Below are 25,599 nucleotides of genomic sequence, written 5' to 3'. Positions count from 1 at the left end.
TCGCTTTCTATACTTATTAAACAGTGGAACATGGAATAAATAATAATGAACAATAAGCTCACTTTGCCACGCACTGCATGGATTGCATTATTCGTTAGCCTAGGCACTGTGCCATCGGCTTTTTCTCAAAGCCTAACCGCAGACCAGATCTTTACCAATGCCGACATATATGGGCATCGCGAGTCAGACTCGATCGTTACCCATAAAGGCAAGATCATCTTCATCGGTGACAATTCACAAGCGAAAGCTTTTCAAGGACAGAATACCGATGTCATCGACTTGGAGAATGCCTTTGTTTTGCCGGGGTTCATTGATAATCATAACCATGTGTTTGAAGCCGCCTCAGAGCTGGGTGGCAATTGCGAACTGGATTCTGAAGCCACATTAGAAGAGCAAATCCCTTACTTAGAAGCCTGTAAAATCAATGCCGAGACCAATGGCAGAGGTTGGCTAATGGGTTATGGCTTTTCTCTTGAGTCAACACTCGACAGCGACTCTGAATACACACCACTTGAGATCATCGACAGCATCTTCCCTGATCGCCCCGTGGTGCTTATGGAGCAAACCTCACACTCGATGTGGGTCAACTCAAAGGCACTGAAAATCGCCCGAATCAGCCAACAATCGCCAGATCCACAAGGCGGTGCCTATTTAAAAGATCCTGATAGCGGAAAGCTTAACGGCATCTTGTTAGATAATGCTGGCGACCAAATCATGGAGATGGCGTGGAACAGCCAAAGCGAGCTCTTTGAACAAAGCTACCAAGGCTTAATGTTCGGACTTGAAGAAGCCGCAGCGCACGGCATTACCACCATTGGTGACGGTCGGATGTACTGGAAACGCGGTTGGTATGACGTTTGGCTAGAAGCAGAGCAAAACCAAGATTTGACTGCTCGCGTGTCATTGCGCCCTTGGGTTTACCCATCAATGGCGATCCCATCTCAGCTCGAAGTATTCGAAAAGATGTATTCCGATGATAAAAGCCGTCTGCTACTGGTCGATCAGGTGAAAATGTACAGCGATGGTATCTTCATTAATGGCACAGCAAAAACACTCGCACCCTACTTGGATACTTATCTGCCGCAGTCGCCGAATGGCTTGAACTACATACCACCAGCACAGATGAAAGAGTGGCTAACCGCGCTCGATAAAATCGGTTTTAGTGCGCACATTCACGCTATTGGTGATGGTGCGGTTCGTGAATCCCTCGATGCTATCGAAAGCGTCCGTAAACAAGGCTCGAAAAAACCTTACACCTTAACCCACATTGAGTTAATCAATGATGAAGATGTTCCCCGCTTCAAGCAACTCAATGTCTCGGCAGATTTCCAAGTCGGGTCTGATTACATTGCAAGACATCAACACCAATGGGCCGAAGCCTTCCTTGGTGCTCGCCGCGCCAAAGCCATGATGAACCTGGACGCAATACTCAAAACCGACGCCAATATCACCCTAAGCAGTGACTGGAATGTACACGACATCAACCCATTGGTCGGCATCGCGAACAGCTTAATCATGGGTAAAACCGGCCTAACCGATATCTACACAGCAATAGACGCCTACACGATTAATGCCGCTTCTAGCTTGGGCATCTACGACATCACTGGATCTATTGAGGTGGGTAAATCAGCGGACTTCGCGATTCTCGACCGGGACATCACCACAGTGTCGGCAAGACAAATAGCCAAGACTCAGGTGTTGATGACGGTGTTAAGAGGGGATGTGGTTTACGGAAAATAAAGCCAATAAGCGGAGCGAATTGGTTATCGCCACACAAACGAAAACGAGCCAACTTATTCAGCTGGCTCGTCTGCTATTCACATCTGTATTTTATGTTGTGTTACGCGTTGGTGTCTTTAAGCGCGTTCACATTTGATTCTTGCTTTTCATCCAGAGCAAAGTAGATCTTCGATACAATCACTTCAGCAACCAGAATCGTAAATACCACAGCGAAGAACGCTACCACACCGCCCCAAGGGCCTGTGAAGCTCACCTTGTCACCGAACATAAGGTTTATCGCTTCTAGCATGACGAATTTTGAGCCAACAAGAATAATGTATGTCGACAGCGCTCGATACACCTTAGGTGCCGTTCCAGATTTCTGTTTGAAGTAATCCGCTACCTTGTGTTCTAAGCCAATAGAGAGCTTCAACAATAACTGCAGTAACAACGCCGCTATCAAAGAAATAGTGAAAGATTCAATGTTGACGAAGTCCCAGTACTCATCGAAAAAGTTAAGCACGACTAAGTCCACCAGCACGGCTAACGTGTAACCTACAAATAGGCGTTGTGGTGTGTTGAACCCATAAACTTTGTCTGATTTAGTCATTCTGTCTCTCTCTAATTTGATAAGTAGCCTTGATTTGAAATACATCTTAGCGTTCGAATAGAAGCAAAACTTACCATTTCATGACACCACTCAAAATCATTCACAACACAAATGAATCGTCATAATGTCTTCGCACCTCCACCTTCAATAATCCTGATCGACCACGTATCACTGTAAAGTAAAATGGCACTATCGAGCAAAGTGCCACTCTCGAGTAATTTGCTACTCCCAAGTAACCTGCCACTACCAACTAAAGAAAGAATAGAGACGCTAAATGGATGACCCGTATTTAAGCAATGAGTGTGTTAGTTGAAATCTTGCGTCCAATAAGACATCTTCGATGTATCTGACTTACTGACTTTGTATCCAATCCCCATCTTTGTGTGTCGGCTATTCATCACGTTTTGGCAGTGACCTTCGTGACCAGCCCAACTATTAAGACCGGCATTGTTAACTTGCCCATCACTTCGCGGACTGGTGTAACCAAAAATAGGAATCACAACCGAATTGGATGAGAGGACAAACGCATTCTGACCAGAACTGTTCACAACAAAGTGACCTTGAGCATCTCTTCGGTACTGCTCATCAGAGTTCAATTGGGCATTACTCGCCGTGTTACTATCCCAGGCGATAGGAGCTGCTGGTGGGTAGTTACCACTCGAAAACGATGAACCAAAGGCATCACAATAACGTTGTGCCGACCTCGCACAATTTGTCGAGATAACAGATTGGTACTTGATACTGTTCTGGCTTAAATCTTCCGGAATGTTCACAATTCGGCACCATTTTTCATCGGCAACGCCTTGACCGGGCATCCCCCAAATCGCACCATTCAATAATTGATTTGTATCAAGTGAAGCGAAATCGATAAGAGTGTCGCTATTAAGCTGACCTAGATCCAAATCGATCTTTCCAGATAAAGTGTTCAACTCAAAGATCGAGGCCCCAACCTCCTTAGCTGCTGCATTAATTTTATCGCGCTGTAATAATTCCCAAGAATCACCAAACCGCTCTTTTGACTGCTCTCCATAAGCTTGAGCGATAAAATCGTAAATGGGTAGATTAGACTCCACTCCGTTCTCATCTTTGGAAACTACGCTGCCAACGGTTTTAAATTCCAACGAACTGTCGAACACCGCATCGTTAAACACATACGATCCCAAGAGCTCACTAGAACAAGCGTTGCTTTGCATATCGTATCGATATTCAGAAATTGTACCGTCCACAAGTAACTGATGACTTTTCCTTTGCGCGTTTAACCCTGCGGTTTCATAACAGTGCCAATCGTTAACAAAGTTACTGCCATTATCGATAACGATCGTTGGTACCGCGATATCCACATCAACCTTCTGAGTATCCCCACCTTTGAATGCAGGCAGTTCATTTTTAACGGAAATAGAAGAATAATTTCTGATCGGAGCCGTTGTATCGACAAAGCCTTCGATAGCAAAAATCATATTGTTGCTAAGAGCTTTAATGTCAGGCTGCTGAGAGGTAGATGATGAGTCGGGATTACTTGGATTACTTGGAGCATTAGCGTTGTTAGAAGTTGTACTGTCACCTCCTGACGAACTTTCTCCGCCACAACCTGTAATAATCAGTGCTAAAAGGGCGACTGCCGAGATATTTTGTTTTTTCATGAGTTAATCCTTAACCATATATTTTTCTTGATGTAAGGATGTTGCCTCATAGAACGAACTTAAATTTCAGACCAATGTCAGAGCCCCCAAATACTGACACCGATTTAACATTTTATAAGATATTGTCAATTTAACGTTCGCCCTTTAAGTCTATGAACTAATTCAGCATTTCCCTTAAGCCTTCCGTTTTAGAGCCAGTTACAGTTCGGTAAATTGATTCTCAACACAAGGTGACGACGATTTGAAATACACCTGAACGTTCGAATAGGAAAAACTTAGAAATATAGAAAAGCACCAAAAGATAAGTCTCGTTATTGCTTGTCACCAAATGGCCATTCTTCAAATGCTGCGCCCCATATTATGACTCCATCAGCGACACACACTCATTTCCAAAAGGTGCAGACTATGAAAAAGCTAATCACTAACGCGAACGTATTTAACGGTGTTGATAACAACTTAATCGAGAACGTATCAATCCTCATCGAAGATAACTTGATCACTCAGATTGGTGAGATTGATTCAACGTTAGCCGATGAAATTATTGATGCTCAAGGCGGCACAGTCATGCCAGGCCTGATTGATGCGCACGTTCATATCACGCTCTCTGCCTCTTTTAATGTCATTGATACAATGACCCGTGAAGAAGTGGCGATTCGCTCAGCAAAGATTTCAGAAGAGATGTTGATGCGCGGTTTTACGACTATTCGTGATGTGGCGGGTAACACGCTTGGCCTAAAGAAAAGTATCGATAACGGTTACGCAACTGGCCCACGAATTCTTCCTTCAATGGCCGCTATATCTCAAACCTGTGGTCACTCCGATTACCGTCAGAACCAAGCACAAGAACGTTTGGCAAACGGTCACGAAGATTCACCAATGATGAAGCTAGGTGCCATGAAAATTGCTGATGGTCGTTCAGAAGTATTAAAAGCCGTGCGTGAACAGCTGTTTATGGGCGCTTCTCAAATCAAGATCATGGCTGGCGGTGGTGCATCTTCAACATTCGACCCACTAGACACGTTGCAATTCACATCAGAAGAAATGAAAGCCGCGGTTGATGCCGCTTCTGATTATGGCACTTATGTTGCCGCGCACATCCACACCTCTGATGCGATGCGCCGAGCAGCCGAAGCGGGCGTGATGTCTTTCGAACACGCGACAATTATGGATGACGACATTGCCGAGATCATCAAAGAGAAAGGCATTTGGGTGATTCCGTCTTACTTCACCTCTTCATTGATTGCAGAACGCAAGATCCCACTGCCGAACGAAGAGACATACCGAAAGACAGAACGCGTAGGTAAAGCCATGTTCAAATCGGCGGAACTGATTAAGAAATACGATATTCAGAACATTGCTTTTGGCACTGACTGCGTGGGTGAAACCAACGTTCATGCAACACAATTGAATGAACTTGGTGCGATTGAGAAAACATTCGACACCATCACAGCACTTCGCATGGCGACATCAAACTGTGGACGCTTGTTCGAGATGTCGACTTACCAACACCCATACCAAGAAGGCAAGTTAGGTCAGATCGTTGAAGGCGCGTATGCCGATCTATTGATTATCGATGGCAACCCACTGGAAGGCGTAGCGTGTGTTGCCAACACAGAGACACAAAAGCTGATCATGAAAGACGGCAAGGTATATAAAAATAACCTCTAATTAAGAACCTAAAGATTAGAATAAACAACGGTGCTATGGCGGATTCGTCATAGCACCGTTTTCTTATTTGAAAATTAATTGTGATTTTTTACCGTCTTTTTTAATCAAGCTTCGTCTTACAGATATTCCTTCACTGGACAACGCTTCAAACCTTGTGCGCCTTTGGTAAAACACCACCTCACACACGTTATGTGCCCCACTCCAGTGCTTTTATTTGATGTAGATATAGGAGCTTAAAATGAGCTTTACGTTACTGGCACTGAGTGCCATTTTTCTCGGCTTTTACGTCGTGTTATCTCGCTTTAAAAAACAGAAAAAAAGCTTCAACTTCCGCGTTCTTAGCGCACTGGTTGGCGGCCTTCTGTTTGGTGGCATTATCCAAGTAGTACTGGGCACCGACAGCGCGGCTGGCTTGCAGTTCTCAGAGCTTATCTCTTTGTTCGGTAATGGCTACGTCAAGCTACTCCAGATGATAGTAATACCGTTAGTGTTTGTTGCCATGACAGCTTCCATCATGAATGTAGAAGGCACCAGTGCACTCTCGAAAATCGCACCTAAAGTGATTGGCGTGTTGATTTTCACCGTGGCTATTTCTGCAGTAATCGGAATTGCGAGTATCTACTTGTTCAACATCGACGCGAACAGCTTAGTCAATGCAATGGGAACTAGCACTGCCATTGAAGCGCGCAGCGATAGCCTGCTATCGACTCAAGAGCTGATGTCGAACAACACCTTCACAAGCTTGGTGTTGTCTATCATCCCGACCAATATTTTTGAAATGCTGACTGGCGCAGAAAGAACCTCAACACTATCGACGGTTCTATTCGGTATGTTCCTTGGTTTTAGCATTCTCCAAGTGAAAAAGCGTAAGCCAGAGAAAGTGCAAAGCTTTGTTGATTTCATCAATGCAGCAAAAGAAGTCGTGCTATCGATGGTGCGAGAAATACTTAAGCTCACCCCTTATGGCGTATTTGCTTTAATGACCAAGTTCATGATGAGCAACGATTTGTTCGCACTCTCTGAAATGGGCCGATTCGTTATTGCAAGCTACGCGGCGATCGCAGCGATGTTCATTGTTCACCTTGTACTTGTTGGCTTGTTTGGTTTGTCTCCGAAGACATTCGCTAAAAAATCTTGGCCCGTACTGGTGTTCGGATTTGGTTCTCGCTCAAGCATGGCAGCCATTCCGCTAAACGTTGAAACACAAACTCAGCGCCTTGGTGTAGATGAAGAGACAGCCAATATGTCGGCAACATTCGGGACCAGCATTGGCCAAAACGGTTGTGCCGGTATTTACCCTGCAATGCTTGCCATCATGGCTGCACAAGTGATGGGTATCCCGATTGATTTGAGCTTTGTTCTACAACTTATTGCCGTGATTGCCATTGCTTCATTCGGTATTGCGGGTGTAGGCGGCGGTGCGACCTTTGCAGCGGTTGCCGTGCTAACCATCATGGGATTGGACATCACGATTGTAGCGATACTGGTATCTATTGAAGCCTTGATTGATATGGCACGCACCGCTCTCAATATCTCTGGGTCGATGTTGTCTGGTGTTCTTACTGCTAAGACTAACGGCTCATTGAATACAGAACAGTACAAAGCACAAGCCCTGTCGAATACGACCAATGGCGAGATTCCAGCTTAAGTTTTTAACTTAACGTCAGTCGCTTCAAGTCACTCAGAATCATCCCAATAAACACAGGGCGCGAATGCCGCGTCCTTATAAGAAGAAGTACCACTATGAAAATCGTAATTTTAGGTGGCAGTGCTGCTGGTATGAGCTTTGCTGCCAAATACAAAAGAAACCAACCCACAGATGACGTTATTGTCATTGAAAAACGCAGCTACCTTTCGTTTGGTGCCTGCGGTTTGCCCTACTTTGTTGGCGACAAGTTCCCAAATACAGATCGCATGATCTCTCGCACGCCGCAGCAAGCCATCGATTCCGGACTCGATGTTCGTATCAATACTGAGGTGGTCGCAGTGAACGCTGCTGAGCAAATCATCACAGTCAACACGCAAGGCGAATCACAAGATATTCCGTTTGATAAGTTAATCATCGCGACAGGTGCGCGCCCTTTAATTCCAGACTTCGCGACCTCTTTTCGTGTGGGTAATCATGATCGTGCTGATTCGAATAGCACCGAGCATGTTTACACACTCACTAGCATGGAAGATGGCGTTGCCATGAAACAAGCCATGCTCGCAGTAGATAAACCTCGCGTTGCAATCATTGGTGCAGGTTTTATTGGATTAGAGATGTTCGATGCGGCACATGACTTAGGAAAAGACATCACCATTATTGAGCGCGAAGCGCACATCATGAGCCGCCAATTCAGCCCAGAGATGATCTCCGACGTCGAAGATGCCATTCGTGACACAGGAACCAACCTGCTGACCAATACCCAAGTCGAACACATTGAACGTTTTGCTTCAAAAGACAGCGACGAAGGGAATAGTGAGAAAGCGAGTTATCTGCTTACAGTGAGCAAAACTCGATCCGCGACCAATAACACTAACGAAGCCACCAGCCATTCGGTAGAACCGGAATACATCACCATTCAAGCCGACATTGTGATTCTGGCGCTTGGTTTCAAACCTAACACCGAGTTGTTTGACCTGCCAAAAATGGGCAACGGTGCGTTATTAGTCGATAAGTTTGGTGCAACGTCAGTACCGAATATTTACGCGGTGGGCGACTGCGCGACGGTTCATCATTTAACGCTTGATGAACCCGTGTATTTGCCACTCGCCACCACAGCGAATAAACAGGCTCGAATGATGGCCGACAAATTGGCAGGCAAAGAGGCCTTCCTTGATGGTTTCTTAGGTTCATCTTCATTGAAAGTGTTGGATTACGAGCTTGCTAGCACAGGTATTTCTCATTGGATGGCAAACCAATACGCAGTGCCAACCAGTACCTCAGTCATTAATGACAAGAACCAAACGGATTATTATCCCGGCCAAGAAGACATCAAGATAAAACTTGCTTACGACCCTAAATCTAAACGCCTTTTAGGTGGAGAAATTGTCGGCAAGAAAGGCGCTGTAGGTCGGCTACATGCATTAAGCGTTGCGATTACCGCAGGCATGACGACTCAGCAATTGGGTTATCTTGATTTCAGCTACGCTCCTCCTTTTGCACGAACATGGGACGCGCTGAATGTGGCGGGCAATGTTGCGAAATAGCCGTCTCGAAATAACCAAACGAAATAGCTGTCTCGGAGCAACCAAGCTAAATAACGAATTAAACAACAATGCCAAATAGGCACAGAACCGTCATCCAATTTTAATAAGAGAGAAAACCATGGCACAAACCATTACCAAAGGCATTAAAGCCCTAAAAGAAGAAGCCTACCAAGTCGTTGAAGATATGTCGGTAGAAGAAGCAATAGCGCTATTCAACGGCAGCGACGACAAACAAAACACACTTGATGACTACGTGTTTGTCGATGTGAGGGAAGCCGAAGAAAGAAACAAGCTCGGCATTATTCCCGGCGCATTCACTTGCCCAAGAGGCACGCTGGAGTTCTTGATTGACCCTGAATGCCCCTTTCACAATAAGGTGTTCAACCAAGACAAAACCTACGTGTTCTATTGTGCCCACGGTTTGCGTTCTCTTTACGCTGCCAAGATGGCCGCGGAGATGGGGTTAAAACCCGTTAAAAACCTCGCAGGTGGTTTTGCTGCTTGGGCGGAGCAATCAGGTGACATTGAAATTCCGATTTAATAGAACTGTCTATTAAATAAGGCTAACGACTAAACAAAGCTTTCAGTTAATGAGAGCCCTCTGGTGACTAGAACAGCGGGCTCAATAAAATGATGGTGTGAAGTATGAACAAATACACTCAACAAGAACTTTATTCTATTCTTGAACAACACAAACTATGGCTAGAAAACCAAGGTGGTGAACGTGCACAATTACGTAATGCCGACCTAAGTAACCTAGTACTTCAAAACATCGACCTGCGTTGCGCTAACCTAATTCGTACCAATTTTAGTGGCGCCGACTTATCAGGCACTGACATGAGTGAGGCTGATATCACCCATGCCAATTTTAGCCACGCCAACCTAAACAACACAGCTTTCCGCGATGCCGATTTACGAAACTCAGACATGAGCCACGCACAAATGCTCAACGTTGATTTGTATCGCGCGGATCTATTCCGCACCGATTTCAGTCACGCTAATCTCAATGATGACGCGTTGAATCGAGTAGACCCAAGCAATACCATCATCAAGCTACGCAACCCGAACCAAGAATGTTTCGCTTCTGAGTAGGAGCAACAAAGCAACGATATCAAATGTTCCAACAGCCGAAATCAGCGGGGCTTCAAGACAAGATACGCTCAAACATAATGGATAAGATGACTCTCTGCTTTATTGCTACTATTAAACACAGGTTTTTGATTTATGGATGAATCGGGTTGATTTAAGGATGAAATTAGAATGAGGCGATTACTTACTGCACTATTTTTCAGTTCAGCATTGTTACTCAGTTCAGTGTTATCAGGGTGCAGTAACTTTAGAAACCTGTCTAATGAGATAGAAGCTATCGACTCCATAACCAATCAATACATGGTTACCTTGAGTCAACCTGCCTCCGGCTCTGCCGTGGTGATTGAACAAATCAAAGACATCAATAAAAGCGAAGTGGATGGCTACGATGGCATCATAGACAGTGACAGCATTCACTTGCACGTATCAAATAACGTCCACTACCTACTTATCTTTGAAGATAAAAATCAAGATCTTACCCTACAAGCCAATGAAGCTTTCAGTGTGGTAAAACTTCGTTCTCATAAAGACAAATCAACAATAGAAGTCTCATTATCCGTTAATGAAAATGAAGCCCCAAGTGCGTTTGTTGATCGTTCGTTATCTTCGCTATTGAAAATAGAATTAGACCTCGTTGACATAGGCACCGTGGCAAATTTAACCGATCCTCCTTTTGAGAAAGGGAACGCAAAGCTCGGTATGTGGCAACCGCTGACATTTTTGATCGAAGGTAATGCAGGTCTCTATTTTTTATCTGAATATGACCCAGCTAAAATCCCGATCTTATTTGTGCATGGGATCAATGCAACGGCTTTAGATTTCTCCCCTCTCATTGGAAAAATAGACCAATCTAAATACCAAATATGGGTGTTTAACTACCCTTCAGGTTTATCTCTATCTTTGAACTCGAGAGGCTTAAATAACCTGTTACACACGGTGGTGACTGAATATAAGATCCAACAATTACATATTGTTGCCCACAGCATGGGCGGCTTGATCGTAACCAACAGTATTCGTCAATGCCGAATCGGACAGCTATGCGACTTTGTAAGCAGCGTAACCACCATCTCTTCACCGTTTGGTGGTGTTGAGTCTGCTAAACAAGGAATGGAGTACTCCCCCGTGGTAATGCCTGCATGGGTTGATTTAAATCCAGACGGAAAATTTATCGCTGACTTATTCATTGATAGCAGTGAGATTCACATACCCCACTTTTTGGCCTTTGGTTATAACTCGGGCGAGCTATTTAATACCAGCAGTAACGATGGAGTAATCAACCTTTCGAGCCAATTATCACGCCCCGCTCAATTGAGCGCCGACCAAATTCGCGGTTATAACGAAAACCATTTAAGCATTTTGAACAACGATGACCTGTTTGAAGATATGTCTGATTTTTGGTTAAGAGCTGAGCGATAACCTCTCCCTATACATAACCCGACAAACCAGTTGGCGTGAATGGTATGAACATTGGCGGTATTTGCACTGCAAGCCAACACGCTAATCTTTATTCTAATCCCATAAATAAGCACACGGAGTGACGCTAAGCCTAGCGAGCTAGGTTTCGAAACAAGGATAGTGACTTTCTAACTTGGGATAGAAACGATGACTATCAATGAATTAAAACGCAGAGATTTTTTCAAAGTTATGGGGAAAGGTGCTGTTTCTGCTGCGGCTCTCTCTCTGCCGACCTTAGCGAATGCAACGCCAACTTCACCAACAAATTTACCTTCAGATCACCAAACCGTTGACTCGCCACTGGATGCGACTGAGATGGCAAATCTGATAAGAGACAAAAAAGCCTCGCCAAAAGAATTCGTACAAGAAGCCATCTATAAAATTCGCCAGACAAACGATAAAGTGAATGCGGTTGTTTCTGAGTGCTTTGACTTAGCGCTAGAGCGAGCCAACTCATTTAACCCGAACTCCCCTTTTGCAGGCGTGCCTTTCTTAGCGAAAGACTGCGTTGATGTTGTCGGGCTTGAATGCACCATGGGATCGAAGCTAAACCAAGGTAGAAAGCCCAACGCTACCTCTTGGTTTATTCGTGCAACACAGAATGCAGGGCTAAACACCATTGGTATGACGAATATCCCCGAGATGATGGCACTAGGCTGCACGCAGAATCCCCTTTATGGCGCGACGCGTAACCCATGGGATCTAAGCCGAGGTGTTCACTCATCGACTGGTGGTGGCGCAGCGGCGATTGCTGCTGGCTATGTACCATTAGTGCATTCCACTGATGGTGGCGGCTCTTCGCGCATGCCCGCTTCAGCGACAGGTATTTTTGGCTTTAAGCCAAGTCGAGAGTCTTTGATTTCAGGGCTAACTGACGGCTCAACAAACGAAGATTTTACTCATCAATCGTTTATGTCGAGAACCGTTCGTGATGCAGCTTTGGCTGTATCAGTCACAGAGCATCATACAAAAAATGACTTTGAGACGCCTTTTCCTCGAACCCCTATAGGAATGGTTAATGCTTCTCTTAACCGTCAGGTAAAAATTGGCGTCACCCTCAAAGATATCCACGGCAGGCTTCCCGATGAAGATACGCTCGCAGCTATTCGTTCGACGGTCTCTTTGCTCGAGAGCCTTGGACATATCGTTATCGAAGTTGAGCAACCGATCCAAGATGGCGATGTATTCATGCACAACTACATGGGCGTATTTGGCAACAAGATGGCAAGCTTTGCTGAGCAGTTCGACCGCCTAGGCATGCCGCTAGAATCGATGCCCGACAAAGTAAGCGATAACATCGTCTATCTAGCTCGTACGATGCAAGCGCGCTTGAAAGCCGCTCCTAGCTTGTATACCGACTCTCAAGAGCGATGCCGAAATTTCGCACTCAGTCACAACCGAGAGTTCTTTAAAAGCATAGATATTTGGCTGACTCCTTGTGCAAACCACGTGCCTTTGGAGACCGAATATTTCGACCAGAAAGCACAATCAGGGAAAGAGATATGGACACGTTCAGAAAAGTTAATGTCCTACACGCCTATCGAAAACGTGGCAGGTAATCCCGCCATGTCGGTTCCCTTGTATTGGAACAAGCAGAACCTTCCAGTCGGTAGCCACTTTTCTGCAGCAAGGGGCAACGACCGCCTGTTATTTGAATTGGCCTATCAACTAGAAAACGCCAAACCTTGGGCAAACAGAAAGGCCCCGATTGCGCTTTAACAAGCAATTCACTTTCGAAGCAATTCAATTTAGAAAATCATTCAAGTACGAGTCTATTGATGAAACATATTATTTTCCTATTTTTGGCGAGTCTGACGCTTGCACCTTACTCATACGCAGCTCTAGCACCAAGCGAAGGCTTCAGTGGCAACATGACCTTCTTAACAGGCTTCACCGCAAACTCAAGCAACCTAGATGTTGGGCAAAGCAATCATCAATCTCAAGCCGATTTAATGTCGTCGGGTAATACCGAAGCAGAGGGAATGGTCGCTGTTTTGGGTTCAATGCAATACACCTTTGGCGCTTTGAATCACAAACAGTTTTTCTTAGGTACCTCAAGAGACGACATCATCACAGGTACGTTGGCATTTGAAATTGGATATAGGCAGCAAGTCGAGAACGGTATGGTGGTTGAATTTTCTATCTTACCAACTCTGATATCAGGTGAAGTATGGGATGACCCTTATGCCGTTGACTCAAATAGAAAAGAAACCGACCTCACTGGTAATGTCGTTCGAATGCAGCTTTCAAGAATAATGGGCTCGAACTTTAATCTCGATGTCGCCTCTGGTGAGTCCGACGTTAAAAAAGAAAACACCGGCCTAAAGGGCCTTGGTTTAACTGAAGAAGAACGCGCACTAATGATTCGAGAACGAAAATACTTTTATCTCAAGTCTGGTTACCAGTATTTCTTGAAAGATGGCTCTGGCATTCTCACACCTTCAATGAATGTTTTCTCATCAGACTCTGAGGGTGATGCACTATCATTTTTAAGCCTTGGCGCTGAAATCAACCTAGCGAAAAGATTTGGAAATCATGGCCTTGCTTTTACACTCAATGCAGCAAAACGCAGCTATGATAAAGAGAACCCAATCTTTAATAAGACTCGAGAAGACAAAGACTTTGGAGCCTTCGTTGCTTATGAATACACCAATATCTTTGGTACAAAAAACTGGTCTTTGGTATCACTACTTGGCGCCAAGACAACAAATTCGAATATTGAGTATTACCAATCATCGCAATACGTGGTTTCAGTAGGTGTTGATTACAAATTCTAAAGTTGAACAGAGAGTTTCATTGCTTGTAACCCGTAAACAAATCCTTTAATTTGGGCATATTAACGAGAAGAACACTCTTCAATCACCAGTAATAACAGGGAGTTATGGTGGAAAGTTTCAGTACTCAATTGCCCATATTCTGGTTTAAAACTTTAGATTCTGCTATTCAGGCTAGAATTGGAGACAGCAGCGACATCTGGTCGGGAACAGAGGCCTATAAACAACTTTGCTCCGCCGAATCGATCTCGGCTTATCAGCTTCAAACCGCCATCAACAATATCTACCAACATTTTGATCATGAGCTGATCGACTTATTTGATGAATCGGCTCGCTACTTCGATGAGCTTGAAATGGGCGCGCCGGTAATGGCCATGCTCACCGCGCCAGATCTCGCCAGCTTTTGCCAACTGCTGAGTCGCTACTCCATTCATATACATCCGCTACTGAAAATATTCAGTCGTGAAACAGAGAGTGGCGAAATTGAGCTTTGGGGCGTCACACCCGAATACATTGACGAAACCACACTGATGACACACATCAGCTTGGGGCTCTATTTCAGTATTATGATCAAGCTCGTTCGCAGATACCTTAATGCGCCGAATCAAAAGCTCGCCATTCACATCCACAAGAACACCATCGGTGATGAGTTCTTGAGCATCTATGAGCGTGTCTTTAATGTAGAGATGAAGGAAGGCTTCCCCGCCCGCTACCTCCTTTTTCCTAACAACCTTGTCCAAACAAAACCTCGCCAATACCAAGCCGACTTTCATACAGAGCTAGTAAGAATCGCCGACCAACAGATGGAAAAAACGTTAAAAACCAACTTAATCTACAAAGTGAATGAAACGTTCAAAGTGCTTGCGGTGAAAGATACTAACCTAGATAGCGTCGCAAGCAATCTTCACATCAGTCCTCGAACCCTGAATCGTAAACTTAAACAACAAGGTGTGAGTTTTCGTCGCTTGTTCGATAAATACCGACTTGAACTGAGCATGACGTTACTGAATCAAAACGGCGGCAATATTACCTATGTAGCTCACGAACTTGGCTTTTCAGACTCAAGCGCATTCAGCCGAGCATTCAAGAATTGGACTGGGCACTCTCCTACCGAACTAAGGTCGTAGGCTTACAGTGCTGATGATGCCAATATCACTGATGGGTACGCTGAACACCTAGGCTCAAGACAATTGCCTATCTTGAGCCTACTACTCCCAAACCTATACCTACTCAAATTCAACGATCTTTAAAGATCTTGCGATCCTCATTGTTGTTGTATATTATCCGCACTATAAATTACAGACCGGATAGTCGGTCTGTAAAATAATTGAGTGATATCCATGGACAAGAAGCAGCAAGCAATCCAAGCCGCGATTGAATTATTCGCGACACAAGGCTTTGAAAAAACGTCTATCGCACAGGTGTGTGAAACGGCGAAAGTATCGAAGGGCTTAGTTTTTCATCATTTCAAAAACAAAGATGACCTACTAAGACAGGTGTTTGTTCGCATGGCAGAGATCATTAATGAAGTCGGCGAAAGTGTTGACTTGTCTAGTGAGGGAATGTCGGTAAAAGAGAGGTTTATTAACCTTATCGAGCACATCTTCTTGTCGATGGCCGACCCACAACAGAAACTGTTTTATCAACTTGATTACCAAGTGAAATGTCAGCCGTCGTTAAGGCTGATATTAAAAGACCTGTTGGACGAACGCTACCAACTGATGATGGATTCTTTTGAAGTTATTCTATGTGACATCCCAAATGCCAACAGCATTGTCGACGGCCACATGTTAATCGCCGATATCGATGGTATCGCACTCAATTACTTGTTCTCGGATGGTGATTACCCGTTAGAACAAATTAAAGAGCGCTTCATAGCTAAGTACTTACTGCTGCTGGATTTATAAGTACCTCGCTTAAAGCTCAATAGAACGTTGTTGGCTATCTAAAGTAACTCTCTATCTAAAGATATCTATCAGAGAACGCTAGCAACAAATAATTTAAGTTAGGAATTTTTCAAATGAAAACCCCTTATGAAATTCAATACCAAGCTTTCGCCGCTGCAGGCGGGCTTTACGACGAACGCCATGCAAAACTGTACGCAGAATTTGCCGACGATCTTATTGCCGATGGCAGCTTTTCTATCGTGCATGAAGGCGTAGCACACGCATGCTACACACCAATCACAATAGACGCAGCACCACACCTGAAATGTTATATATTGGCACCTTTATCGGTGCTGCCTGAGTACCAAGGCAAAGGCTACGCGACTCGATTAATGGAACAAGCCGAGAAGCAACTCGACGCTGACGTTATCTTCGTGATGGGCGAACCGATCCACTACGGCAACCGTTACAACACGCCACACAACGTGCTTCCACCAGTAAGAACACTTGCACCTTTAGAGTGCTGGTTCGCTAAAGCACTTACCCCTGGCGCACTAGACGGCGTGGGGGAATCTACTTCAAGCGTCACTGGCCCTTACGCAAGCGAGCTTATGTGGGGACACCCAAACGAACAGGTTTAAGGTAAATCAGATACAAAAAATGGAACGCTCGGGCGTTCCATTTTTGTTTTGGTTAAGCGTAATGCTTTTCTGAATTGAGGTCGTTGTTATCGAAAACTTGATTGGTGTGCTCTGATTCTTTTCAAGATAAAGATACGTCAACAAGAAATACAGAATAACCAAATAAATCACGAACGGGGGGAGTTCTCATATAAACCAAAGAATGATTGGGTATATCAGCGGCGCCAATATTGAGGTAAAGATACCACATAAGACAAGAGCTAATGAACTATACGCAGCATCGTCAGGATTATTTGCTATTGCCTGTGCTGTTCCTAATGCATGTGAAGAAGCCCCTATAGTTAATCCTCTGATTATTTTATTGTTGATCCGCATCAACGTATAAACAGGATAGGCAATGATAGCACCAGCTAGTCCGGCAAATAGCACAAGTACAGCAGTAACAGATACATCACCACCCAATTGAGACGTAGATGCCATAGCAATAGGAACTGTTACTGACTTGGTTAGTACACTGGCTATCAATAGAGAATCAGCACCCAAATAAAGAGCTATAAAGCCTCCTGATATCATCGAAAAAATAGAACCAAATATACAAGCTCCCAATATAAGCTTCATATTTTTCTTTATGTTTGGTAATTGAGTGTATATAGGCGATGCCATGGCTATAATAGCAGGCTCAAGAAAATAACTTAGTAGCTTATTGTCATCATAATATTCACCATATGGAACGTCCAATACTGTCAATGTAAAAATAATAATAGAAATACTAAAAAGCAGAGGATTACATAATGGACTTCTAAATTTCGAACAAAAAAACCTTGACGTAAAATACGTCGAAAATGTTAAAAAAAGCCACATTCCATCTACTCTCTTAACAAAGTTTTCAATGTAGAAGCCAATACTAAAATGGTTAGTACAGTCCCTCCTACGACACTAATAATCAATATTAATAGATTAGACTGTAAAACATCCAATTTGACCATTAGTCCAACAGACACGGGAATAATCAATAATGGGATGTTTTTTATCAACAATTGACTCACTGTTGATACCCTTATTGCTTTACATACACCAGTAAGCATGAATGTAAGTAGTACGAGCAGCCCAAGGATACTCGTTGGTACAGCAACGTCCCAGAAGATACCGATTCCACGACCTAAGAACAATGACAAACCAATCCAAAACAATGAGTAGATAAAATCTCTCAATCGACCTCCTATGTTTACCAAGTAGACATTAACAAAATAAGAATAATCCTATCATCTTTTAATTTCATACTCATTCTAAGTTGGGGTGGGGCGGGCCATTTATAATGTATTTTCTCGAAAATAAATTAATCTCCATTGTTCTATCAAAAAATATCCGCCTTCTAAGAAGGCGGTTTTGCTTTATAACCCCCTAAAAGAGGGCGCCCGCACTATCAGTTCTTCAATAACTGCAATTGCTGTTCATACTCTATGTCCTGCTTATCTTGGTGTCGTACATATCGTCGAATGACTTCTTCATTCACACCGACCGTATCTACAAAGTACCCTCTAGCCCAAAAATGATTTCCCAATAGTTTCTTACGTATGTGTGGGAATTTATTAAAAAGTCGAATTGCTGTCCGACCTTTTAAAATTCCTAACAAACTCGATACTGATAACTTGGGAGGAACAATCACAACAAGATGGACATGATCTGGTTGAACATTTAACTCTAAAGCCTCGCAGTCTTTCATATTGCACAAAATATAGATTGAACGATAAAGCTCCTTTCCTACCTTATCTTTCAAATCTTATATCTATACTTTGGAGTCCAAACTATATGGTATTTGCAACGCCAATAGACATGTGATGAACTTCTGTAATCGCCCATGTGGTTGTTTCCTCTTACTTATGGTGAATAAGAGGTTACTTCTAACATGGGCACTTCTTCAGGCTATAGCCTCAAACAATCACCACCACCCTAGGCGGTGGTTTTGAGGAGCCAATAAAAAGTTTAGCCATGACGACTGAAAGTGTCGTATATCAAAATTACTAAATTTGTGACCAATACACTAAAATAATTATAACTTCACAAAAAAGGGATTGGTATCTCTACCAATCCCTTTCAGAACTTATTTATAAAATAACGGCTCTTACTCTCTACAAACTCTCAATTGCCTTTTGTACCGCAGGGCCAATCTGACGCTTGCGCGTGGTGACACCTTCCAGAGTTAACATGTCGCTTGTAGGTTCAGCGTTGAAAGCCGATTTAATGACTTGATAGTCGCTTTCGTCCACCCACAATAGGTTCGCTTCTTTATTCTTAGTGTCGGTGATTGAGAAGAAAAGATAGTCTAAGCCGTTCTCTTCTTTATAAGACTTCATCGTTGCCAAAAGCTCGTCTTTACGGTCAATCAGTTGTTGAGCCGTTAGCGTTTCAGCAACAGCGATGCCCACCTGTTTGCCACTGTATTTAAAGTTTTTGTAATCCAACGTCACAATGGTTTCAGATGAAAGGTGGCTAAGGTCTGATTTAGCAATCAACATTTGTTGGCCGAAGTCTTCGACATCAGAAATGCCTGCAATTTTTGCCAGTTTCTCTGCGTATTCACGATCGTGTTCAGTGGTGCTTGATGATTGGAATACCACGGTATCAGAAAGAATTGCGCCTAAGCCGACACAAGCAAGGTGTTTAGGTAAGGTCACATCAAGCTTTTCAGCGTTGCCAGCCAGAATAGTTGCAGCTGAACCCCAGCCTCGAATATCCATCTCAACAATTTGTGGCGTATTAATCGGTGAACCACCAATCGCATGGTGATCAACCACAGCAACAATAGATGCTTGGTCGATGGTTGGCGCTAGTTGAGTCACTTGGTTGAAGTCCACCAGCCCTACTCTATATGGAGAGTAATCTGTCTCTACTCGTGGCGATTCTGCATTACAATAGTTCAAGATAAACGTCGATTCAGGGTTGATAGGCTCAGGCACTGTCGCCGTACCACCATAAATATGAGCCGCGAGCATCGCAGACATTACCGTGTCGCTGTCTGGGCTAAGGTGCCCCGTCCATACGAGATCTTCACTGTTTTCATTGGCAGATTGCTGCAGGCTGAAAGAAAAACTTGCAGAACTGAAAGACATGATTACAGCGGCAACGACAGGTGTTAGCTTCACGGATATTTCCTTATTTGGATTCGTTTTAGAACCCCATAAGCTAGCCATCAAAAATTTCATAACCGTTTCAGCGATGTTTCAGATTTACTTCAATGAGTAACGAAATGTAATTTCCCTACCCTTTCCCTTACTGGCCAAATTACAACTCACTTTGGATTAGGTCAGCTTTTCATTATTTCATAATGAATTTTAATGAAGCTTAGTGAACCGAAATTTAAGCTACTGAATTATGGAGATATAAAAGACCCAGCTCAAACTATAAGAATTAGTTAATCTAATTAAAATGAGACTAGGAAGGATCAAAAAAGGCTGCAAACGCAGCCTAATCAAGTAAGCATAAATGTACTGTACGTTCATCAAGGTCGACGGTCAGTTCCTCCCCTTTCCATTGCTGGTAAGGGATCGGAGATGTAAACCAAGGGGAGGCTAGGAGGGGATTCTAGTGCTTGTACCTAAAGGTATTGCTGTCATCAATAATCTCGATTTTGACAGGCACGGTTCCTTGCTTAACATTGCCGATTCTTGCAAATGCCTTGTGCGAAAGGTCGATCACTCGGCCTTTGACGTAAGGGCCTCGATCGTTAATTTTCACATCAACAGACTTATTATTGTTTGTATTGGTCACTCTCACGATAGTGCCGAAGGGCAAGGTTTTATGAGCCGCAGTATTTGCATTCATATTATACGTCTCACCACTTGCTGTAAGCCTTCCATGGAATTTATCGCCATACCAAGAAGCTTTACCAGCAAGAGCATGTGACTTGGCATATTCCTTTGTTTTAGAACTGCCGACAGCCGACGTTGAAGTACATCCGGCTAGTATCATAAGAATAAGAGCGGTAAAGATAATATGTGATTTTTTCATGTGATTTGGGTGAGCTAATCTCTGCATGTTTCTCTGTTTTCGTTGTTGTTGGTTCAGCTGTATGTTTCTGAGTATAGTCGCTACTCAGTCAAGGCTGCCATTCGGTATGATTTACCAATGTTTTCATGGATGATGATTTCTTCCGTCATATTCCTGAAAGGTTTTATCGTCAAAACGTCAACTTTAACAAAGCCTTAAAATTGTATATTTCTCAATCACCTCATATAGATATAGCCACTCAACCAAAAACATCCAAACAAAAACATCCAAACAAAAGAGGATTGGTATCTCTACCAATCCTCTTTAGGGGTGTTTCGTTTTCTAGCTTATTTCAGCTATCCAAATCTACTGTTAATGCATCTTGTTGTTGACGGTTATTAGCGAGCCACTTAGATAGGTTTTACTCGGTTGAGTCAGCTCAATCATTAACTCTGCCAAATCGGCTGGATCTACCCATGTAGAGTGGTCAGCCTCAGGAAGTGCTTGTCGATTCACTTCAGTATCAACAATGGTCGGCAATACCGCATTCACTTGAACATTGGATGAAGATCCCTCTGCCGCGAGGCTCTCTACCAACGCGTTTAATGCCATTTTAGACGCCATGTAAGGGCCAAACCCTGCGGGTATATTCCGCGCGGTATCACGGGCAGAAACAAACATCAGTGAACCACCTCCCTGCGATTCCATTAATTTGAATATTTCTCTTCCGAAGACAAACGCCGTCATAAAGTTCGCATTCCACAAGTCAGACATTTTACTCACTTCCACGTCAGTCCAATGGCTCCAGGTATAAATGCCAGAACAATGAAAGTGAGCATCTATATGACCTAAGATTTCAGATGCCTTGGCAGCAAGTTCTTGGCTTTGCTTTTCATCAGTAAGATCTCCCAATAACACGGTTAGATGACCCGAGTATTTTTCTTCTAGGCTTTTTGCTCTTACTTCATCACCGATGCGCCCAAAGGCCACGACGCGGGTTCCGCTCGTAATGAGCTTTTCAATCAGGTGTTGGGCTGTTACCGAAAAGCAGGCTGCAATAGTGGCTGTTCTAATTGTATTCATGGTTATTGCTCGTTGTTAGTGATGATGTGAGGAATCATAGAGACAACAACCAGAGGTTTGAATCTGCCGAGAGGCAATTCAGTTTTGCTTTAAAAGCAATTAATCTATAATTAAAGAACAGAAAAGACATCAATATCACTTTCACTTCGGGCATCAACTGGACTCATCAGAAAGCTCCGCTTTGGAAGAATCGAAACCATCGTTTAATGAGTAATACACATGAGCCTTTTCAATCGTCTTGCCTATTTCAACTGTGTGGTTGAACAGGGCAGTATCTCCAAAGCCAGTCGGATATTTGATATTCAGCCTTCTTCTATTTCAAGGCAGCTCTCCGCATTGGAAGAGGAACTCAATGTGCGACTGTTAGAGCGTTCGACACGCAACGTAGGCGTCACTGAGGCTGGTCAATTGTTCTATCAATACTCCAAGCGTATTACAGGCGAATTTGATGAAGCGAAACGAGCCGTCAGCGCATTGCATCACTCACCAAGAGGAAGCCTCAAGATAAGCACGACCGTTGCGTTTGGAGAGAGCAAAATCTTGCCACTTATTCCTATCTTTCGGGCTGCTTTTCCTGAGGTAAACGTTGAAATTGAAATAACAGAAAGAGTGGTCGATTTAATCGAGGAAAATGTGGATATCGCTATCCGCAGTGGCCGATTGCCTGATTCTAATTTGATCGCTAAGAAGCTCGTCCAAAACAACTTTGCACTTTGCGCCAGCCCTGACTATTTAAGAAGAAACAAGGTTCCTCAACACGTTGAAGATTTGGCAAAACACGACTGCTTGGTTTATGGCTATAAGGGTTGGCACGATTGGTTTGTATTGGATAGTAAACCGCAAAAAATCGACCTCTCTTATTACATGGAAGTCGATTCTGTGAACGGGCAAAAGCAATTGATACTGAACGGTGGTGGTATTGCCCTGCTCCCACAATGGGCGATTGAACAAGAACTTAATACGGGGAAATTGGTGCAATTACTTCCCGAGTTTACTTTTAGCCCGTGTAACTATGAAACCAGCACATACGCGATTTATCAAAATCGCCAGCTGGTGCCAAGCAAGGTTCGAGTCTTTTTGGATTTCCTTGCGGAACATTTCGGAACGGCTGTTTAGTTTCAATATCTGGGGTATAGAAGTGGTGTGTATCTCTTGATGAGGGAACACAAGACACCGTTATTTAACGACTTAGCGACGCTCTAGCATCGCCAAGTCGTTCTAGGTTCTAAAAACAATCATGCTTTACTGGTTTGTACCGAACTTGCCACAGGCTTGGTTTTGTTTTCTGGAACCAGAGACATCAGCCCAGTAATAACCAGAGCAGCAACACCCGACATCGTGACTGGTGAGCCAAATATGCTTTGCACTAGCTTAGGTGCTTCTTTCAATAAATCCGGTACCAGCATGACCCCAAGCCCTAAACCTAATGAAATGGCAATCGTCATGATTCTGCGACGATCCAGCATCTCACTAGCGATGATCTTGATGCCCGCTGCGGCAACCGTACCGAACATCACCAATGTCGCCCCGCCTAATACTGGCTTTGGAATCGTCATTAATACCGCGCCTAAGATGGGAAATAGCCCTAACAGAAAAAGAATGGCCGCGATGAAGTAGCCGATGTAGCGACTCGCAATCCCGGTAAAATGGATCACACCATTGTTCTGGCTGAAAGTCGTGTTCGGAAAAGTATTGAATACCGCGGCGATAAGCGAGTTCACACCGTCACCTAGCACGCCAGCCTTGAGTCGATTGATGTATTTTGGCCCCTTAACTGGCTGCCCTGAAAACATGCTGTTAGCGGTCAGGTCACCCGTCGTTTCAATAACTGTAATCAAGTAGATAAAAGCAATCGGCAGGAAGGCTTGCCAATCAAAAGCGAAACCATATTTAAACGGAACAGGAATACTCAATAGCGGCTGCAATGCAAAAGAAACCATTGGCGCTTTGCCCATCAGAATAGCAACGCCCCACCCGACAACCAGACCGACTAAAATCGACGACAGCCTTACCATGGTATTGTTGCTTAGGTTAAGTGCCACTATAGTTCCGAGCACAATCGCACCCAACATCAGGTTGCTTCCTGATCCAAAATCTTCTGCACCAACGCCACCAGCAATATCAGTGACGCCAACTTTAATCAAAGAGACACCAATCGTCGTGATAACGATGCCGGTCACAACAGGCGTGATAACGACTTTGAGTTTTTCGATAAAGCGCGATAGGACGATTTCGACAAATGCACCAAAGAAGCAGACACCGAAAATTGTGGCGAGCATTTCATCCGGCCCGCCTCCATTCGCTTTCACAAGAAAACCCGCGCCTAGTACGGAACCTAAGAACGCAAAGCTGGTTCCTTGAACACAGATCATCCCTGCGCCAACTGGCCCTATTTTTCTAGCTTGGATAAAGGTACCGACCCCAGACACCATCAGTGCCATGCTGATCAAATAAGGAATGTGCTCACCCAACCCTAAAACACCGCCAATAATGAGCGTGGGTGTGATAATGCCGACAAAGCTGGCTAATACATGCTGCAGCGCCGCGTAACTGGCTGCTTTGACTGATGGTCGATCGTCTAATCCGTAGATCAATTCACTGTTCTGTTCCATGTGACTTCCTTTATGTATTTTTTATTGTATACAATTTACATAAAGGCAATAGAGCAACATATATGCCAATGATTTAACATTATACTTATCAATCAGTTAAGCTTTCGCTCAAGCCAATGCTGCACTATAGAGCAACACTGTCGGTTTGTTTTAGTGCAACCGAGAACATACAAAGCACTCACTTGCTCTGGCTTATCTGTAACTTCTAACCCTATACCGCAGACACAAAAAAGGATTGGTATCTCTACCAATCCTCTTTAGGGGGTGTTTCAATTTTTCTACCTATAGAAGGCAATAACGCTATTACTCGTAATCAGTCGCGTACGTATCTTCGTATGTGTGCGAGTAAAATTCGAATAGGTTGCCAAACGGGTCTTCTAGGTAAACCATTTGTGCTTGTTTTAGTTCGTCTTCTGGGTGGTAACGCATGATGTCCATACGAACCTTTCCGCCATACTCTTCAACGCGCTTAATAGCTGAATGAAACTGCTCTTTTGGAAGCTGTAGACAGAAGTGGAAGATGCCTAAGCGAGAGAAATCAACTTCATGACGCTCTTGGCGATCTTTCATTTCGAACAGCTCAACACCAATGCCATCAGATGTGACTAGGTGTGCAATGTTGAAGCCTTTGAAGCCTTCACCGAATACGGCGATACACATGCGGCCGATTGCTGATTCGCGCTCTTCCATCACTTTGGTGTTGTTCATTACGATTCTTAGACCTAAAGCTTTCGTGTAAAACTCAACTGCTTTGTCCATATCGCCAACCATTAGGCCTACGTGGTTCATTTTCATAACTTGCTCCAAATTCGTTTTTAATTCTGTGCGTTTCGAAGACTGGCTTCGATGTTTCGTTTCGATGAAGAGAGTATAGGGAGAGACCGTGATTAACTGAAATTATCATAAATTATATTAATGATAATATTTTGTTATTTACCGATTAGCATGAAACCTCCTCTCACTTAAAGAAGCCATGCCTACATAGATATTTACGTGAATAGATGTTTGCGCGAATAGAGATAAGCCTAAATAGATAACAACCTAAAGAGCATAGCTACCCAAATAGAGCCCTGCCCACTTTGATAGTTTTTGTTGATAAGTTCTGTTGATAATTCTTGTTGATAGCTTTTATCGATAGCCTTGTTCTTTCAAAGATAGGATTTGCCTATTGAATCTATAGAAATGTCCGATTTCACTAATTTCCGGTGCGAATGCAATATATCTCCATCGACGCGGGATAGCG

At 43.7% G+C, this 25,599-nt stretch carries 22 protein-coding genes and 1 pseudogene; 13 read left to right on the top strand and 10 right to left on the bottom strand.

Going from position 1 to position 25,599, the window contains the following annotated elements:
- Positions 1 to 45 precede the first annotated feature (45 nt).
- Positions 46 to 1,740 carry an amidohydrolase gene (locus AC3CID_RS05000; RefSeq protein WP_488527022.1) on the top strand — a complete coding sequence of 565 codons (1,695 nt, stop codon included), beginning with the start codon at positions 46 to 48 and terminating at the stop codon, positions 1,738 to 1,740.
- 100 nt (positions 1,741 to 1,840) lie between these two features.
- Here the strand turns inward: AC3CID_RS05000 and AC3CID_RS04995 are convergent, their stop codons facing one another.
- Positions 1,841 to 2,329, bottom strand: a complete 489-nt coding sequence (locus AC3CID_RS04995) for a hypothetical protein (RefSeq protein ID WP_102462605.1) — start codon at positions 2,327 to 2,329, stop codon at positions 1,841 to 1,843.
- A gap of 305 nt (positions 2,330 to 2,634) precedes the next feature.
- Positions 2,635 to 3,969 carry a CAP domain-containing protein gene (locus AC3CID_RS04990; RefSeq protein ID WP_488527021.1) on the bottom strand — a complete coding sequence of 445 codons (1,335 nt, stop codon included), beginning with the start codon at positions 3,967 to 3,969 and terminating at the stop codon, positions 2,635 to 2,637.
- A gap of 405 nt (positions 3,970 to 4,374) precedes the next feature.
- Here AC3CID_RS04990 and AC3CID_RS04985 point away from each other — a divergent pair, with 405 nt between their 5' ends.
- From AC3CID_RS04985 to AC3CID_RS04935, 11 genes are all read left to right on the top strand, one after another.
- Complete coding sequence (locus tag AC3CID_RS04985) at positions 4,375 to 5,637, top strand: metal-dependent hydrolase family protein (protein ID WP_054546711.1); 1,263 nt, start codon at positions 4,375 to 4,377, stop codon at positions 5,635 to 5,637.
- A 238-nt stretch (positions 5,638 to 5,875) separates the two neighbouring features.
- Positions 5,876 to 7,285, top strand: a complete 1,410-nt coding sequence (locus AC3CID_RS04980; protein WP_054546712.1) for a cation:dicarboxylate symporter family transporter — start codon at positions 5,876 to 5,878, stop codon at positions 7,283 to 7,285.
- Positions 7,286 to 7,380: 95 nt separating this feature from the next.
- On the top strand, positions 7,381 to 8,829 hold the full coding sequence (locus AC3CID_RS04975) for an FAD-dependent oxidoreductase (protein ID WP_488527020.1): 1,449 nt from the start codon (positions 7,381 to 7,383) through the stop codon (positions 8,827 to 8,829).
- Between the two features lie 118 nt (positions 8,830 to 8,947).
- Complete coding sequence (locus tag AC3CID_RS04970) at positions 8,948 to 9,370, top strand: rhodanese-like domain-containing protein (protein ID WP_488527019.1); 423 nt, start codon at positions 8,948 to 8,950, stop codon at positions 9,368 to 9,370.
- 104 nt (positions 9,371 to 9,474) lie between these two features.
- A complete protein-coding gene (locus AC3CID_RS04965; protein ID WP_054546715.1) occupies positions 9,475 to 9,921 on the top strand; it encodes a pentapeptide repeat-containing protein in 447 nt (148 codons plus the stop codon).
- A 168-nt stretch (positions 9,922 to 10,089) separates the two neighbouring features.
- Positions 10,090 to 11,334: an esterase/lipase family protein gene (locus AC3CID_RS04960; RefSeq protein WP_488527018.1), complete on the top strand. Its 1,245-nt coding sequence runs from the start codon at positions 10,090 to 10,092 to the stop codon at positions 11,332 to 11,334.
- A 186-nt stretch (positions 11,335 to 11,520) separates the two neighbouring features.
- Positions 11,521 to 13,092: an amidase gene (locus AC3CID_RS04955; protein ID WP_488527017.1), complete on the top strand. Its 1,572-nt coding sequence runs from the start codon at positions 11,521 to 11,523 to the stop codon at positions 13,090 to 13,092.
- 59 nt (positions 13,093 to 13,151) lie between these two features.
- Positions 13,152 to 14,150 carry a DUF2860 family protein gene (locus AC3CID_RS04950; RefSeq protein ID WP_372244279.1) on the top strand — a complete coding sequence of 333 codons (999 nt, stop codon included), beginning with the start codon at positions 13,152 to 13,154 and terminating at the stop codon, positions 14,148 to 14,150.
- Between the two features lie 104 nt (positions 14,151 to 14,254).
- Positions 14,255 to 15,274, top strand: a complete 1,020-nt coding sequence (locus AC3CID_RS04945) for a helix-turn-helix domain-containing protein (RefSeq protein ID WP_488527016.1) — start codon at positions 14,255 to 14,257, stop codon at positions 15,272 to 15,274.
- A 294-nt stretch (positions 15,275 to 15,568) separates the two neighbouring features.
- Complete coding sequence (locus tag AC3CID_RS04940) at positions 15,569 to 16,054, top strand: TetR/AcrR family transcriptional regulator (protein ID WP_318276419.1); 486 nt, start codon at positions 15,569 to 15,571, stop codon at positions 16,052 to 16,054.
- Positions 16,055 to 16,167: 113 nt separating this feature from the next.
- Positions 16,168 to 16,674 (top strand): GNAT family N-acetyltransferase, encoded by a 507-nt coding sequence (locus tag AC3CID_RS04935; RefSeq protein ID WP_488527015.1) that lies wholly within the window; start codon positions 16,168 to 16,170, stop codon positions 16,672 to 16,674.
- Between the two features lie 186 nt (positions 16,675 to 16,860).
- Here the strand turns inward: AC3CID_RS04935 and AC3CID_RS04930 are convergent, their stop codons facing one another.
- From AC3CID_RS04930 to AC3CID_RS04905, 6 genes and pseudogenes are all read right to left on the bottom strand, one after another.
- Positions 16,861 to 17,535: an LrgB family protein gene (locus AC3CID_RS04930; protein ID WP_488527014.1), complete on the bottom strand. Its 675-nt coding sequence runs from the start codon at positions 17,533 to 17,535 to the stop codon at positions 16,861 to 16,863.
- A 5-nt stretch (positions 17,536 to 17,540) separates the two neighbouring features.
- The gene (locus tag AC3CID_RS04925; protein WP_488527271.1) at positions 17,541 to 17,843 is read right to left on the bottom strand and encodes a CidA/LrgA family protein; all 303 of its coding nucleotides are present in this window, start codon (positions 17,841 to 17,843) and stop codon (positions 17,541 to 17,543) included.
- 254 nt (positions 17,844 to 18,097) lie between these two features.
- Positions 18,098 to 18,534: pseudogene (gene tnpA / locus AC3CID_RS04920) on the bottom strand (IS200/IS605 family transposase).
- A 269-nt stretch (positions 18,535 to 18,803) separates the two neighbouring features.
- On the bottom strand, positions 18,804 to 19,817 hold the full coding sequence (locus AC3CID_RS04915; protein ID WP_488527013.1) for a manganese-dependent inorganic pyrophosphatase: 1,014 nt from the start codon (positions 19,815 to 19,817) through the stop codon (positions 18,804 to 18,806).
- Positions 19,818 to 20,256: 439 nt separating this feature from the next.
- Positions 20,257 to 20,709 (bottom strand): septal ring lytic transglycosylase RlpA family protein, encoded by a 453-nt coding sequence (locus tag AC3CID_RS04910; RefSeq protein WP_171309382.1) that lies wholly within the window; start codon positions 20,707 to 20,709, stop codon positions 20,257 to 20,259.
- A gap of 324 nt (positions 20,710 to 21,033) precedes the next feature.
- Positions 21,034 to 21,744 (bottom strand): SDR family oxidoreductase, encoded by a 711-nt coding sequence (locus AC3CID_RS04905; RefSeq protein ID WP_237290738.1) that lies wholly within the window; start codon positions 21,742 to 21,744, stop codon positions 21,034 to 21,036.
- 219 nt (positions 21,745 to 21,963) lie between these two features.
- Here AC3CID_RS04905 and AC3CID_RS04900 point away from each other — a divergent pair, with 219 nt between their 5' ends.
- Positions 21,964 to 22,860: a LysR family transcriptional regulator gene (locus AC3CID_RS04900; protein ID WP_428783626.1), complete on the top strand. Its 897-nt coding sequence runs from the start codon at positions 21,964 to 21,966 to the stop codon at positions 22,858 to 22,860.
- 119 nt (positions 22,861 to 22,979) lie between these two features.
- Here AC3CID_RS04900 and AC3CID_RS04895 read toward each other — a convergent pair whose 3' ends face one another.
- Positions 22,980 to 24,356, bottom strand: coding sequence for a uracil-xanthine permease family protein (locus tag AC3CID_RS04895; RefSeq protein WP_428783627.1), 1,377 nt, complete (start codon positions 24,354 to 24,356; stop codon positions 22,980 to 22,982).
- 303 nt (positions 24,357 to 24,659) lie between these two features.
- Positions 24,660 to 25,151 carry a VOC family protein gene (locus tag AC3CID_RS04890; protein WP_054546732.1) on the bottom strand — a complete coding sequence of 164 codons (492 nt, stop codon included), beginning with the start codon at positions 25,149 to 25,151 and terminating at the stop codon, positions 24,660 to 24,662.
- Between the last annotated feature and the right edge of the window lie 448 nt (positions 25,152 to 25,599).

Source organism: Vibrio sp. QJM3NY_21 (assembly GCF_057785975.1).
Note: the sequence above shows the minus strand (reverse complement) of the source record. Positions and strands in the feature narration are given on the sequence as shown.

Coding starts and splice junctions, on each gene's coding strand:
- AC3CID_RS04945 (WP_488527016.1), top strand. CDS start 14,255: ATGGTGGAAAGTTTCAGTACTCAATTGCCCATATTCTGGTTTAAAACT.
- AC3CID_RS04900 (WP_428783626.1), top strand. CDS start 21,964: ATGAGCCTTTTCAATCGTCTTGCCTATTTCAACTGTGTGGTTGAACAG.
- AC3CID_RS04960 (WP_488527018.1), top strand. CDS start 10,090: ATGAGGCGATTACTTACTGCACTATTTTTCAGTTCAGCATTGTTACTC.
- AC3CID_RS04895 (WP_428783627.1), bottom strand. CDS start 24,356: ATGGAACAGAACAGTGAATTGATCTACGGATTAGACGATCGACCATCA.
- AC3CID_RS04965 (WP_054546715.1), top strand. CDS start 9,475: ATGAACAAATACACTCAACAAGAACTTTATTCTATTCTTGAACAACAC.
- AC3CID_RS04980 (WP_054546712.1), top strand. CDS start 5,876: ATGAGCTTTACGTTACTGGCACTGAGTGCCATTTTTCTCGGCTTTTAC.
- AC3CID_RS04975 (WP_488527020.1), top strand. CDS start 7,381: ATGAAAATCGTAATTTTAGGTGGCAGTGCTGCTGGTATGAGCTTTGCT.
- AC3CID_RS04990 (WP_488527021.1), bottom strand. CDS start 3,969: ATGAAAAAACAAAATATCTCGGCAGTCGCCCTTTTAGCACTGATTATT.
- AC3CID_RS04905 (WP_237290738.1), bottom strand. CDS start 21,744: ATGAATACAATTAGAACAGCCACTATTGCAGCCTGCTTTTCGGTAACA.
- AC3CID_RS04930 (WP_488527014.1), bottom strand. CDS start 17,535: ATGTGGCTTTTTTTAACATTTTCGACGTATTTTACGTCAAGGTTTTTT.
- AC3CID_RS04950 (WP_372244279.1), top strand. CDS start 13,152: ATGAAACATATTATTTTCCTATTTTTGGCGAGTCTGACGCTTGCACCT.
- AC3CID_RS04935 (WP_488527015.1), top strand. CDS start 16,168: ATGAAAACCCCTTATGAAATTCAATACCAAGCTTTCGCCGCTGCAGGC.
- AC3CID_RS04955 (WP_488527017.1), top strand. CDS start 11,521: ATGACTATCAATGAATTAAAACGCAGAGATTTTTTCAAAGTTATGGGG.
- AC3CID_RS04995 (WP_102462605.1), bottom strand. CDS start 2,329: ATGACTAAATCAGACAAAGTTTATGGGTTCAACACACCACAACGCCTA.
- AC3CID_RS05000 (WP_488527022.1), top strand. CDS start 46: ATGAACAATAAGCTCACTTTGCCACGCACTGCATGGATTGCATTATTC.
- AC3CID_RS04985 (WP_054546711.1), top strand. CDS start 4,375: ATGAAAAAGCTAATCACTAACGCGAACGTATTTAACGGTGTTGATAAC.
- AC3CID_RS04910 (WP_171309382.1), bottom strand. CDS start 20,709: ATGCAGAGATTAGCTCACCCAAATCACATGAAAAAATCACATATTATC.
- AC3CID_RS04890 (WP_054546732.1), bottom strand. CDS start 25,151: ATGAAAATGAACCACGTAGGCCTAATGGTTGGCGATATGGACAAAGCA.
- AC3CID_RS04970 (WP_488527019.1), top strand. CDS start 8,948: ATGGCACAAACCATTACCAAAGGCATTAAAGCCCTAAAAGAAGAAGCC.